This is a genomic window from Aliarcobacter trophiarum LMG 25534 (assembly GCF_003355515.1).
In the GTDB taxonomy this organism is placed as follows: domain Bacteria; phylum Campylobacterota; class Campylobacteria; order Campylobacterales; family Arcobacteraceae; genus Aliarcobacter; species Aliarcobacter trophiarum.
In genome coordinates this window covers 462,899-475,431 of record NZ_CP031367.1, presented here as the reverse complement: position 1 = coordinate 475,431, position 12,533 = coordinate 462,899, and the positions used below count along the sequence as shown (strand labels likewise).

Here is a 12,533-nt window from a genome sequence, read left to right as displayed (position 1 = left end):
TTATTTAATTATTTCTAAAATCTTTTTTATATTATCTTCTTCTAAACCAACAAAAAGTGGCAAACAAAGTATTCTTTTGCTTATATCTCTTGATATTTTACACTCTTGCTTTGGCTCTATATAATCCAAAGTATCTAATGATGGATAAAAATATCTTCTAGGATATATCTCTTTTTCATTTAAGGCTTTTTGTACCTTTAAGAGTTCATCTTCACTTTTAAAAACAACCGGCATATAGCTATAATTTTCTGTAGCATTCTTATTTTGTTCTTGAAACTCTACTAAGTTCTTTAACCCTTTTCTATAAGTTTCTATTACAATTTTTCTTGTTTCTTTTATCTCTTCTATATCATCTAAAACACAAAGCCCCATTGCAGCTTCAAACTCATTCATTTTAGCATTTGTACCAACATATGGTATTTCTTGAGCATTTTTTATACCAAAATTTATAAAATATCTTATCTTAGATGCCAGTTCATCATCATTCGTGATTATTGCTCCACCTTCGATAGTATGAAAAAGTTTTGTAGCATGAAAACTAATAGTTGAAATATCTCCATAGTTTAAAACAGATTTTTCTTTATATTTTACATCAAAAGCATGTGCTGCATCATAGATTACCTTTAATTTGTATTTTTTCGCTATTTGCTCTATTTTTTCAACTTCACATGAATTACCAAAAACATGCACAGGCAAAATAGCGCTTGTATCTTTTGTAATTAAACTTTCTACATTATTTGGATTTAGATTAAAACTTTTTTCATCTATATCTGCAAATATTGGTTTTAATCCACCTATCATAAGAGAACTTGTAGTTGCTACAAATGAAAATGGCGTAGTTATCACCTCTCCTTTTAATTCAAGTACTTTATAGGCAATATCAAGAGCTATTGTACCATTCGATACTAAAATAATATTTTTAACTCCTAGATACTCTTTTAGTCTAGTTTCAAGTTCTTGTACTAGTGGTCCTTGATTTGTTAGCCATCCATTTTTGTATATATCATCAATATAGCTTTTATATCTTTCTATACTTGGAAGATATGATTTTGTTACATTTATCATCTATTTAATCCCATATTTATTTAAATACCACTCAATAGTTTTTACTATACCAGTATCAAAATTCTCATCAGCTTTCCATCCTAGTTCATTTTCTAGTTTTGTTGCGTCTATTGCATATCTTCTATCATGTCCAGCTCTATCTTCTATAAATGTTATTAGACTTTTATATGAAAAATTTCGTATTGGAGCTTCTTTATCTAAAATTGTTGTAATTCTATCAACTATTTGAAGGTTTGTTCTTTCATTTCTTCCACCAATATTATATACATTTGCCTCTTTACCTTCATGGTAAACCAAATCTATACCTTTACAGTGATCAAGTACATATAACCAATCTCTTATATTTCTTCCATCACCATATATTGGAATTGGATTTTGTTTTAGAGCATTTCTTATTATTGTAGGAATTAGTTTTTCATCATGTTGTTTTGGTCCATAATTATTTGAGCAATTTGTAATAACTGTATTTAATCCATAAGTCTCTTGGTAGCTTCTTACTATCATATCACTTGATGCTTTTGAAGCTGAATATGGAGAATTTGGAGCATATGGAGTTGTTTCAGTAAATAGATCTTTTGGGTCATCTGAAAGTGTTCCATATACTTCATCTGTACTTATATGATGAAATCTACAATCTTTATATTTATCTTTATAAGTAAATGGTTTACTCATCCAATATTTATAAGCTACATCAATTAAAGTAAATGTTCCATTTACATTTGTTTGAACAAATACACCTGGGTTTTTAATAGAGTTATCTACATGAGATTCAGCTGCAAAGTGAATTACTCCTTGTATATCATATTCATTAAAAATAAACTCTACAAGTTCTCTATTACAAATATCACCCTTTATAAATTTATAATTTGTATTATTCTCACACTCTTTAAGATTTTCTAAATCTCCTGCATATGTAAGTAAATCAATATTTACGATATTATAGTTTTTATATTTATCTAAAAAATATGGTACAAAGTTACTACCTATAAATCCAGCACATCCTGTTACAAGGATTGTTTTATTCTTATTATTAAACATCTGTTTCCTTCACAAGCTCAAAAAGATATTGTCCATATCCATTTTTGGCTAATGGTTTTGCGATTTCAAGAATTTTTTCTTTATTTATCCAACCGTTTCTATATGCAATTTCTTCTAAACAAGCTATTTTGTATCCTTGTCTATGCTCTATTGTCTGTACAAATTGTCCAGCTTCAATTAAGCTATCATGAGTACCAGTATCTAGCCATGCAAATCCACGACCAAGAAGTTCTACTTTTAGTTTATCTCTTTTTAGGTATTCTTGATTTACACTTGTAATTTCAAGTTCTCCTCTCTGGCTTGGTTTTATATTTTTTGCTATTTCTACTACATCATTATCATAAAAGTATAATCCAGTAACTGCAAAGTTTGATTTTGGTTTATTTGGTTTCTCTTCTATACTTAAAACTTTGAACTCTTTATCAAACTCAACTACACCAAATCTCTCTGGATCTTTTACACTATATCCAAAAACTAAAGCACCATCTTTTAGCTTTGAAGCCACTTTTAAACTATCAGAAAATCCATGTCCAAAAAAAATATTGTCTCCTAAAATCAAACAAACACTGTCATTTCCTATAAACTCTTCTCCTAAGATAAATGCTTGAGCCAATCCATCTGGACTCGGTTGAACTTTATAAGATAGCTTAATTCCCCAATCACTCCCATCTTTCAAAAGCTCTTCAAACCTTGGTAAATCTTCTGGTGTTGAAATAATAAGTATCTCTTTTATACCTGCTAACATTAACACAGATAATGGATAGTAAATCATTGGTTTATCATATATTGGAAGTAGTTGTTTACTTATACTTCTTGTTACTGGATAAAGTCTTGTTCCACTTCCTCCTGCTAATATTATTCCTTTCATTTAACTACTTCCTTTATCTCATATTCTTTTATATGTTTTCTATAAAACTTGTTCCATATTATAACTGTCTTTTTTTATAAATAATCTTTGAAAATAGTTGGAAATATAAACCAGCTATTCTTTCCTAATCCATCTATCAAAACAAATTCAACTTGATTCTCCTTTTTCTGCTATTAAGTATTTTAATGTCTGAGATATATTTCCAACATAATCTCTTATTAATTCAAGAACTTAACCTTTACCCAAAAATAGCTATAACATCATAATATTTTAGTAAATAAGAAACTTGTAAAGCCTATTTCTCAAAAGCTTATACAATTTTATACTCTCTTTTGTTTAATTGAATTTTTTACTTTTTTTATAATCTATTTTTATTAAATTATTATTATCTTCATGATAAAAATATGTTGTTATTTAATTGCCTTTTACAATTAATCTACTATCACCTAGTTCAATAGTATATCTATCCTTTTTTTTACTTTTTAACTTAACAAAAAATTACTAAAAATTTTAGCTAAATTAATTATATATTTAGTTTAAACTTTAATAAATAATAGTTATAAAAGCACAATATTTATATAATACTAGTTTTAATCAATATCTAGGAAATATAGCTATGAGTAATTTTTTTAAGCAATTTAAATACAATATTGTTTTAGCTCTTATTATCAATCTAATATTCATATCAATTGAACAATTTTATAGAATATTTAATGATATTTTAATTTTCAATCTTACATTCAAAAGTTTTTTTGATCAACTTATCATACATCTAATAGTAGTTTCTATAGTTAGTAAAAGAGCAATTTTTATAATTTACTCTATTCTAATAATTTTTGTATGGTTTCAGCTTGTTCATTTCTCTTTTTATGGTACATGGATTTTTCCACTAGAGTTTATGCTCTTTTTTACAGAATTCAATGAAGTAATAGGTACTTTTAAAAGTGTATTACATATTGTTATTTTTCCAACAATATTGGTTATTTTTGCAATCATTTCTATTTTTATATTAATTTCAAAATTTAAAAATAGGAAAACTATCCCATATTTTCTTCCTCTATTTATTTTAATGTTAATCTATACTCCAATTGAACTATATATAAAAAACCAACCGTATAGACACAGTAAGCCAAATTTTGAGCACAATCCTATAAAAAATACAATCTTTGCATTAGGAAATTTAACAGGTATCATACTTCCTAAAAAACTATTTGCAAATAGTGGCTTAGAGCAAGATATCATTAAGACCCCTTCTATAGTAGAAGATAAAGATATAAATATAGTTGTAATTATGGGTGAATCTTTACACAAAGACTTTATGAGTCTGTATGATTATTCATACGAAACAACACCTTTTCTAAATAATTTAAGAAATGATACAAACTTCTATTATCAAAGTGCTATCTCATCTTCAGTTTTTACGATGGTATCTTTAGGGAGCTTTTTTAATATGCTACAAAAACCAGATGGAACACCTCAAATATTGTCAAGAAATACTTGCTTATTTAAGATGGCAAAAGAGAATAATTTTAAAACATATTTTTATAGTACACAATCTTCTAGTTCACTAAAAGGGATAAAAAGTTATATATGCCCAAGTTCAATAGATTTTTTGGAGGATGGAAGTTCTATTACTAACGATGCAAATAAAAATCCATATGATAGTTTTTTAGTTGATAAACTAGATCAGATAGATTTTTCAAAAAAAAGCTTTGTAATCTTGCATCAACGTTCATCTCACTCTCCTTTTTATGAAAATTATCCAAAAGAGTTTGAATATTTCTCAAAAGATTTATTAAAAAATGATATCTCTCTTAATCAAACTTCAATAGATTATATGAATGCTATTAGATACACTGATTTTATTATAGAAAGCATTATAAATAAAATTAAAAGCAAAACATCTAAGCCAACATATATAATATTTACTTCAGATCATGCTACAAATATTGAAAACAAAAGCTTTATACATGGAAATCTAAACTTTAAAGAGATTTATCAAGTTCCATTTTTTATATATACTCTAAATAATGCAAAAAATTTAAGGAACTCTTTTGGAGATTTTCCATATATTTCCCACTATCAAATATCAAATCTTATATCAAAACTTTTAGGATATGAGACAAAATATAGTACATTTAATAAAAAAGAGGACTTTTGGGTACTAGGGAATGACATATCAGGACTAGCAGGGTATCTTAAAATAATATTTGATGAAAAAAATAATCAAATAAGAGTAGAAAACAAATAGTATTTAATTTTTACACTAAAACAAAATAAAAACCCAACAAATAACATGTAAACTAATAGTAAACATCACAGCAGTTGAACCAATATCCTTCGCATTTTTTGCTAAAGGATGTATCTCTTTTGTACATAAATCAACTACATTTTCAATAGCAGAGTTTATAAGTTCAACTATCAAAACCAATATACCAGTTATAAGTAAGATTAGTTTATTTGTCAAACTTGTATCTACAAAAATTATTCCAGCTATTATAAAAATAGCACAAAAAAGTTCGAGCCTAAAAGAACTTTCAGTTTTCACTGCAGTTATTAACCCATCAATTGCATACTTCCAATTCTTAAAAAGATTATATTTTGGTTTATTCTGCATTTTTCCCCATTTTATTTAAAATCTCTATTAGTTCAAAGAAATATCTAACATCACTTCCAACTCTTTTTTTTATAAACTCTTTTTTATAAAGCCATAAAAAAAATCGAAGCTTTTTACTAAAATTTATTAGCTTCTTTTTAAACTCAACACTATTGGTAAATTTTATATATTTATCTATAATTCTTTCATAATCAATCTTAAATTTAAGCTCTTTCATCTTTAAAAAAGAGAGTAAAAAAAGTAAAAAATCCCTATATTGTAAAGTTTTTATATCTATATTTTTAAGAAAACTCTCTTCAAAATCTATAGCAAAAACTTTCTCTTCTTTATAAGTAAAATTTCTAAGCTGACTTCCACCATGAAAAAAACCAAGATTATGTATTTTTGTTAATTCAACTAAGACTAAATCAACATAGAAATAGAAACTCTCTTCTTTTATATTTTCATCTCTTAAAATTGAATATATAGTTTTTCCACTATCTTCAAGTACAAAAAACTCTTCATTTTTATATACAATTTTAGGAACATTTATTCCAAATTTAAAAAACTCTTCAAGTTTTGAGATTTCAAACTCTAAAGCCTCTTTTTTATCTTTTTTTATTGGAGGTATAAGAAGTTCAAATGGTAAAATTTTATAAAAAAAATCTTGAAGCTTATCTGGTTTTGTAGCTCTTGCTTTTTTTAACCAATACTGTTTATCTTCAAAAATAAAAGAAGAAATCTCTTTTTTTGAGTTTAAAAACTCTTTTTTTGAAATATTTTCAAGGCTACTCAATTTTTCTTCTTTTTATAAATATTTTTGTTAAATTCTTTAAATCTTTTGTGTTGCCAAAGCCAAAAATCTGGTTTTTCAAAAATTTGTTTGCTTACTATATCATTTTGAATTTGTGTTAACTCTTTAATTTTATCTTCGCTTTTAAACTCTATATTTCTTACATCTATTGGCTCTTTTACCTCTATTGTCCAATTTCTAAAGCCATTGTTTACTGTAAAAATTGGAATAATAATTGCATCAAATTTTAGTGCCATTCTTGAAGTTGAATCAGTCGCTAAATCTTTTATTCCCAAAAAATCTATCTCTATTCCACTTCCTATATGCTGATCTATTACCACAGCTATTGATTTGTCATCTTTAAAAGCTTTTATCATCCCTTTTGCAGCACTCTCTTTTTCTAGCATTGTAATTTTATTTTTGCTTCTTGCTTTTGCATATTTATCTTGAATATGTGGATTATTCATTCTTCTATTTACAACAGCAATCTCTCCAAACATTAGTGCAATATATGGTAAAGTTATCTCCCAACCTCCATAATGTGCAGTTATATATATAATTTTACGATTATCTTTAAAGGCTTTTTCTATAATCTCTTTATTTAAAATATTTGCTTTTTTAAACATACTCTCTTTTGTAATATTTTGATTTTCAATAAACTCATACATATTAAAAACCAAAGATTTATAAGAGTTATAAATTATCTCCTCTTGTCTCTCTTTAGAAATAGTATCACCATATACTATTTCAAGATTTGCTCTTGCTATTTTTAAATGTTTTTTATTGAATTTATATGCAATAAATGCAAAAAATATCAATATTTTTTCCATAATAAACTTTGGAGTAATTAAAAATATAAAAATAAAAGTGTTGTATAAAAAAAGTCTAAAATAATCTTTTATCACTCTATACATAAAAGCTCCTTTGCCATTTTTACTATATTTTTTTCATCTATTTCATTTATAGAGAAGTTGTTTTTATCTAATTTTAGTGGATTTGGAGAAAAACTAGATTTTATAATTTTATTTATATCTGTAAGATAAGTATTTCTATATGCAGGGGTATTTCCAAAAATTGTAATAGAAGGAATATTTAAAGCCCAAGCCATATGAGTAGGACCTGTATCATTTCCTATTACTAAATCAACTTTTGAAACTAATGCTTTTAAACTATTTAAATCCAACTTTGGTAAAACACTAACCTTACTATTTTCTCTTATAAAATCTGCTATTTGTTTCTCTTCTTCATTCCCCCAAACAATTAAAAAATTCTCATCTAAACTATTTACTATTCTAGCAAACTTCTCTTTAGAGTAGATTTTACTCTTCCAACTAGCCCCAACTATAAGTAAAATATTCTTTTTACCTTTACTTAAATATTCATAAATTGTTTTATCTTCATCTTTATAAAATAGAAATGGTTTTTTATTTAAAATATCATCCTTTGATATATCAAAATTTAAAGCTTTTGAAATTAAAAAACAGTTTCTATCTATTACATTTTCTTTATAATCTATTGATATTTTTTTTGAGTAAAAAAAACTAGCAAGACTTTCTCTAGTCGAATTTTTACAAAATCCAGCTATATTTTTTCCCAAAATTCTAGCTACCATTGATGATTTTATAAGTCCTTGTGCATCTATTATTAAATCATAGTTCTCTTTTTTGAAACTTCTTACAAGATTTAATTGAGTAAAAAACTCTTTTTTAGATTTTTTTATAGATTTTAGATTTAGTTTTACTATTTTATTTATATTTGGATTGTTTTCTAAAATAACATAAAAAGTACTTTCAACAAACCAATCAATCTCTATATTTGGATATTTCTTTTTGATAAACTCTAAAGCTACCATTGAGTGAATAATATCTCCCATAGCTGATAGCTTTATAATAGCTATTTTTTGCACTATAAAATCTCTATAGATAAATCTTTTGGAAGTTCTAGCTTTTCAATATGTGAGTTTATTAAAAATGAGCTATTTGGAAGTTCCAGTCGTAAAATAAAATCATCTAAAATATACTCAACTTTTGGGCAAGAGAAATCAGTATTTATAGCGATATTAAGAGCAATCATAAATGATAACCACTGCATAGTTTCAAGATTTGGTAAAAGCTCTTTATACTCATCTAAATCACTCTGTTTTGGTAGAGATTTTTTTGAAAACTTTATAGTATGTGCAACAATTACTCTTGAAGTATGTAAAAAGTCATAGTTTAGACCATTTAAAATAAACTCAAAGGCATTATCATTTTTTTTGTAAAAATTTAGACTTGAACCTATAGAGTGAAGTTTTGAAGCCACAACTAAAAGCTCTTTAAATTTATCATCAAGATTATGAAGAGATTTTAAACTATCAAAAATTTTCTTTGCATTATTTCCAAAATAAGCACTTTGTTTCTCATTTAACTCAAATCTATCTAGCAAGCTTTTTACACTTATGTTAAAGTTATTTGGGAATCTATGGTTTTGGTTTCTTAATAGATCTGTAAGATATACCCCTTCTCTTACTCCAACACCAGAAGTTACTACACTTTTTATATTAAGTTCATCTAATATTGTCTTAAATATAAAGGTACCCTCTTTTATAGTGTCAAATCTATCTTTTTTTACTCCTAATGCTTGAAGTTCATCATTTGTATCAGCATTTAAAATATTTTCAAAAAGTTTTTTCTCTTTTTTAAAATCATAAGTAAATCCATGAATAGCATCCAAAGGATAGATATTTTTATCCATAATCATCTTTGATAGAGTTCTAATACTTCCACCAATTCCTACAACTTTTGTTGGTATCTCTATATTTTGTTCAAAAACCTTTTTTAGATTATCCAAAATATATTTTTTTGCACCTTCAAGATTATTTTTATTAAAATATAATTCTTTAAGTCTTACTGTTCCAATATCAAGTGAGATTGATTTTATTATTTTTTTATCTTTTACAAAACAAAATTCTGTACTTCCCCCACCTATGTCAAGAGTTACAAAATTACTATCATGAAGTAAATTTGAAGTAGCAACACCACCAAAATATGACTCTTTTTCTCCATTAATCACTTTTATATTCAAACCTAAATCATTTTTAACTCTATTTAAAAAAACTTTTGAATTGGGAGCATCTCTTAGAGCAGAAGTAGCAACACATAAAACTTTTCTTGATTTTAGAGCATTTGAAATATTTAAAAAAGATTTTAAAGATTGATAAGCTCTTTGCATAGGAATTTCCTGAAGATTACCACCATTTTCATAGCAACCTTCAGAAATTTTTACCCTAGATTTTGTCTCATTTATTAAGGAGAAAGCAAATCTACTAGATTTTTCTAAAACAACCATTCGCATTGAATTTGAGCCAATATCGATGACTGTTGTTATTTTTGACATCCTAGTTTTCTTCTTCCATTAGCTGGTCAAATTTGAATTTTAGCTCTTCAAGAGTCTCTTCATTATCAGGGTCCAAAATTATACAATCAACAGGACAAACCTCTACACACTGAGGCTCTTCATAGTGACCTACACACTCTGTACAACGATCTGGATCAATCACATAAATTGGATCTCCTTCTTCTATTGCAGTATTAGGACACTCCTCTCTACAAGCATCACAAGCTATACACTCATCCATAATTATTAAAGCCATATAATTTTCCTAAATTTTTATTAATTTGGAGTTATATCTAAAATTGTTTAATAATTTCATTAAAAGAGGAAAAAACCTCTTTATATTTCGTAACAAATACCATATCTTCATCTTTTTTTATATACAAATCATTGCTTATAAAGAGCCCAGCATCAATATCAAACTCTCTTAAATTACCTTTAAAAAGTACAAATGTAAAATCTCTTGCATTTGCTAAAGATAATGCTGTTGCTCCTAAAACTCTAAATTTCATCTCTTTATCATTTAAAATTTTACAAATATTTGGATATTTATATCCTCTTTCAAATACTGCAACCTTTGAAGAGCCATTTTCTACTTTTATTATCTTTTTACCTCTTAATAAAGAGATATATTTGATCTTTTTATTCAAGATTTTATAAACCAAAGTTTTATTTGCTAAATTTGCTACAAATCCAGCAATAATCTTTCCATCTTTTTTTAAAGCAACAGATGTTCCAAAATATGGAATATTTGAGAAAAAATTATTACTTCCATCAAGTGGGTCTATAATAAAAGTTAACTCTTTCTTAAAATCTAAAAAACCACACTCTTCACTAAATATATTTCCATAATCTTTTAGGTTTTTTATAAAAATATCTTCAAATATTTTATCAATTTTTAAAGTTTCATCTCCACCAAAACCAATCTGTTTGGTATATTTAAAATCCTCTTTTTTTAAAGATTTTTCTATATAATCAAGAATCTCAATATTTGCTTTTATAACTCTTTTTTTTATATTTTTCAAAATTATAAAACCTCATCTATTCTTTGAATTTTCTCAAGCTCTATAAAATATGCATGACAAAGATAAACCACATAAAAAACTGCAATAAATAGTGTAATAAATGGGACTGTTGATATAAAATATAAAGCTAAAGTTCTAAATCTAAAAGGTATTGGATTTTTTTTATAGATCTCTTTATATTGCTCTTTACTTAATATTGTACTTGCTACATCAAAATTTAAAAGCTTATGAAAAAAGTAGTATAAAGGAAGATAAAATGCCAAAATGTTTATAAAAGGAATAAAATACAAAGGTATAAAAAGTATATACAAAAAAAGCATTACAAAAATGGCTTTTAAGGCATTTGTAATAGCATTTGTAATAGTTCCAAAAGGAGTTAATTCAAGCTTAGAATAGTGCTTTTTATGCAATATTTTCACCACAGAAGGAGTTAAAAATCCAATAATCAATAGAGCAAAAATTATTCCTAAATGAAATACAAAAATAGCACCTATAACGTATATTAACGTTATCGCAAAAGTTGAAACAAAAGAGTATTTAAAGAAAAAAATCAATAAATATGTAAACCAAACTATATAAAAGGGTGCTGTTTCATCAATTAGCACTTCTCCACCACTTTGTGCACTATTCGCCAAAAGCTGTAAGCTTTCATAACCAAAACCAACAACTCCAAAAAACATAATATATAATATAATCAAAGCTACAACTAGGGGAATAAAGGCTAATTTCAATATTGAACCTGTAAAAAAATCCTCAAAGCTTCTTTTTAAAATCTCAATTTCATTCATATTTTATCCATTTTTAAAATAGCTTTCATTTTAGCTAAAGAACAATGAATAGAAGTTTATATTTTTAAAGTTTATCAAACCTAGTTCTGTATCCACACTTTTGACAAAGCTCTTCGACTAAAATATTTTTCCTAAATCCTTCTATCATAGCCTTTGCTCTTGGAGTATCTAAAATCTCTTTTAAAGTATTTTTTTCTACATTTCCTAGATTAATCTTTGCATCTAAATCTAAACAACAAGGAACTACACTTCCGTTTGCCAAAATCCCAAAATGGGAGTTTAAACCATAACAAAAACCACAAGAACTTATATGCTCATTATTTATGTTTGGCCATGCAAAATAGTCATCAAAATTTATAAAGATTTTTCTATCAACTCTTAAGTTTTTTGGCTTTGTTTTATAAATATCATCAATATCTAAACTACTATTAAAAAAGCTATTTAATTTATCAAAAACTTTTGAGTTAAAATCATAGGCACTTTTTGTATCATCTAAATTCCAAATACGAAAATTGATAAAATAGTTATGATTATTCTCTTTTGAAAATTTTATAAACTCTAAAATTGGCTCTATATATTCATCAAAACTCTTTTTATGTGAATTTGCATTATATGAATTTATAGAGAAGTTTATCTGCTTTATTATAGGATTCATCAAAGCTTTATAGTGTCTTTTTGAGATATTATTTGCAGTTGTTGTAATATTTACTTTTAAGTTGTGCTTTTGACTAATATTTAAATACTCATTTAAATTTCCCAAAACTAAAGGGTCACCAACAACATGATAAGCTAACTCATTTGTAAGCTCTTTTACTTCACTATTTAATCTATCAAAAAGCTCTAAGCTCATAACTTTATTTGCAAATAGTTTTGGTGGACAAAATGAACATTCTAAATTACAAATATTTGTTAGTTCTATGTGAACTTTTTTAAACTTTTTTATAGCTTTTCCTTAATTTTTTGCCAATTTTACCTAAATTTGCTAAAA

General features: G+C 25.9%; 13 protein-coding genes. 1 reads left to right on the top strand and 12 read right to left on the bottom strand.

Going from position 1 to position 12,533, the window contains the following annotated elements:
* From ATR_RS02535 to rfbA, 3 genes are read right to left on the bottom strand one after another with little or no spacing between them, the layout of a single operon-like run.
* On the bottom strand, window positions 1-1,065 hold the full coding sequence (locus ATR_RS02535; protein WP_115427930.1) for a DegT/DnrJ/EryC1/StrS family aminotransferase: 1,065 nt from the start codon (window positions 1,063-1,065) through the stop codon (window positions 1-3).
* Window positions 1,066-2,103 carry a dTDP-glucose 4,6-dehydratase gene (gene rfbB / locus ATR_RS02530; RefSeq protein WP_115427929.1) on the bottom strand — a complete coding sequence of 346 codons (1,038 nt, stop codon included), beginning with the start codon at window positions 2,101-2,103 and terminating at the stop codon, window positions 1,066-1,068.
* Window positions 2,096-2,971 carry a glucose-1-phosphate thymidylyltransferase RfbA gene (rfbA, locus tag ATR_RS02525; protein ID WP_115427928.1) on the bottom strand — a complete coding sequence of 292 codons (876 nt, stop codon included), beginning with the start codon at window positions 2,969-2,971 and terminating at the stop codon, window positions 2,096-2,098. Before rfbA ends, rfbB begins: the two co-directional genes overlap by 8 nt.
* A gap of 616 nt (window positions 2,972-3,587) precedes the next feature.
* On the opposite strand from rfbA, the gene ATR_RS02520 reads away from it, so the two are divergent.
* Complete coding sequence (locus tag ATR_RS02520; protein WP_115427927.1) at window positions 3,588-5,222, top strand: phosphoethanolamine transferase; 1,635 nt, start codon at window positions 3,588-3,590, stop codon at window positions 5,220-5,222.
* A 15-nt stretch (window positions 5,223-5,237) separates the two neighbouring features.
* Here the strand turns inward: ATR_RS02520 and ATR_RS02515 are convergent, their stop codons facing one another.
* From ATR_RS02515 to ATR_RS02475, 9 genes are all read right to left on the bottom strand, one after another.
* The gene (locus tag ATR_RS02515) at window positions 5,238-5,588 is read right to left on the bottom strand and encodes a diacylglycerol kinase (RefSeq protein WP_115427926.1); all 351 of its coding nucleotides are present in this window, start codon (window positions 5,586-5,588) and stop codon (window positions 5,238-5,240) included.
* Window positions 5,578-6,363, bottom strand: coding sequence for a BUD32 family EKC/KEOPS complex subunit (locus ATR_RS02510; RefSeq protein WP_115427925.1), 786 nt, complete (start codon window positions 6,361-6,363; stop codon window positions 5,578-5,580). The genes ATR_RS02515 and ATR_RS02510 overlap by 11 nt, the downstream gene beginning before the upstream one ends.
* Window positions 6,360-7,274: an LpxL/LpxP family acyltransferase gene (locus tag ATR_RS02505; protein WP_115427924.1), complete on the bottom strand. Its 915-nt coding sequence runs from the start codon at window positions 7,272-7,274 to the stop codon at window positions 6,360-6,362. The genes ATR_RS02510 and ATR_RS02505 overlap by 4 nt, the downstream gene beginning before the upstream one ends.
* Complete coding sequence (gene waaC, locus ATR_RS02500; protein WP_371273082.1) at window positions 7,262-8,266, bottom strand: lipopolysaccharide heptosyltransferase I; 1,005 nt, start codon at window positions 8,264-8,266, stop codon at window positions 7,262-7,264. The genes ATR_RS02505 and waaC overlap by 13 nt, the downstream gene beginning before the upstream one ends.
* Window positions 8,266-9,735, bottom strand: coding sequence for a Ppx/GppA phosphatase family protein (locus ATR_RS02495; protein WP_115427922.1), 1,470 nt, complete (start codon window positions 9,733-9,735; stop codon window positions 8,266-8,268). Before ATR_RS02495 ends, waaC begins: the two co-directional genes overlap by 1 nt.
* Before the next feature lies 1 nt (window position 9,736).
* A complete protein-coding gene (locus ATR_RS02490) occupies window positions 9,737-9,991 on the bottom strand; it encodes a YfhL family 4Fe-4S dicluster ferredoxin (RefSeq protein ID WP_115427921.1) in 255 nt (84 codons plus the stop codon).
* A 37-nt stretch (window positions 9,992-10,028) separates the two neighbouring features.
* Window positions 10,029-10,757, bottom strand: a complete 729-nt coding sequence (locus ATR_RS02485) for an inositol monophosphatase family protein (protein WP_170126877.1) — start codon at window positions 10,755-10,757, stop codon at window positions 10,029-10,031.
* Window positions 10,758-10,759: 2 nt separating this feature from the next.
* Entirely contained in the window at window positions 10,760-11,545 is a 786-nt protein-coding gene (locus ATR_RS02480; RefSeq protein ID WP_115427919.1) for an EI24 domain-containing protein, read from the bottom strand.
* 64 nt (window positions 11,546-11,609) lie between these two features.
* Entirely contained in the window at window positions 11,610-12,449 is an 840-nt protein-coding gene (locus ATR_RS02475; protein ID WP_228254257.1) for a radical SAM/SPASM domain-containing protein, read from the bottom strand.
* Between the last annotated feature and the right edge of the window lie 84 nt (window positions 12,450-12,533).

Coding starts and splice junctions, on each gene's coding strand:
- ATR_RS02505 (WP_115427924.1), bottom strand. CDS start 7,274: ATGTATAGAGTGATAAAAGATTATTTTAGACTTTTTTTATACAACACT.
- rfbB (WP_115427929.1), bottom strand. CDS start 2,103: ATGTTTAATAATAAGAATAAAACAATCCTTGTAACAGGATGTGCTGGA.
- ATR_RS02490 (WP_115427921.1), bottom strand. CDS start 9,991: ATGGCTTTAATAATTATGGATGAGTGTATAGCTTGTGATGCTTGTAGA.
- ATR_RS02495 (WP_115427922.1), bottom strand. CDS start 9,735: ATGTCAAAAATAACAACAGTCATCGATATTGGCTCAAATTCAATGCGA.
- rfbA (WP_115427928.1), bottom strand. CDS start 2,971: ATGAAAGGAATAATATTAGCAGGAGGAAGTGGAACAAGACTTTATCCA.
- ATR_RS02515 (WP_115427926.1), bottom strand. CDS start 5,588: ATGCAGAATAAACCAAAATATAATCTTTTTAAGAATTGGAAGTATGCA.
- ATR_RS02520 (WP_115427927.1), top strand. CDS start 3,588: ATGAGTAATTTTTTTAAGCAATTTAAATACAATATTGTTTTAGCTCTT.
- ATR_RS02535 (WP_115427930.1), bottom strand. CDS start 1,065: ATGATAAATGTAACAAAATCATATCTTCCAAGTATAGAAAGATATAAA.
- ATR_RS02480 (WP_115427919.1), bottom strand. CDS start 11,545: ATGAATGAAATTGAGATTTTAAAAAGAAGCTTTGAGGATTTTTTTACA.